Consider the following 239-nt stretch of genomic DNA (forward strand, 5'->3'; position numbering starts at 1 on the left):
CATCTTTGTCCGTCTCGTAATGAGGAACTCCGCTACCGTCCGAGCGCACGGGAACGAGGTTGTCCCGCATCTTCAATAGAAAGTCGTTGAACCGGGTGCGCAACCTGCGGTTGTCCGCCTCGGTATATCCTCTTTCCTGAACACTGCCATCCTGCTTTACCGCATCCTCGTAAGCCGGCTTGTCAACGTAGGGCAACGTCGTCTGGTCGATATTGAAAAGCGTGCGGATCTCCCGGTTG

1 protein-coding gene is annotated in these 239 nt (G+C 55.6%); it reads right to left on the reverse strand.

Annotation, left to right across the window (positions count from 1 at the left end):
* On the reverse strand, positions 1-239 hold a 239-nt coding region (locus ACCD11_RS28470; RefSeq protein WP_413316487.1), incomplete at both ends, for a hypothetical protein.

Source organism: Variovorax sp. Varisp36 (assembly GCF_047304235.1).
GTDB lineage: Bacteria > Pseudomonadota > Gammaproteobacteria > Burkholderiales > Burkholderiaceae_C > Variovorax.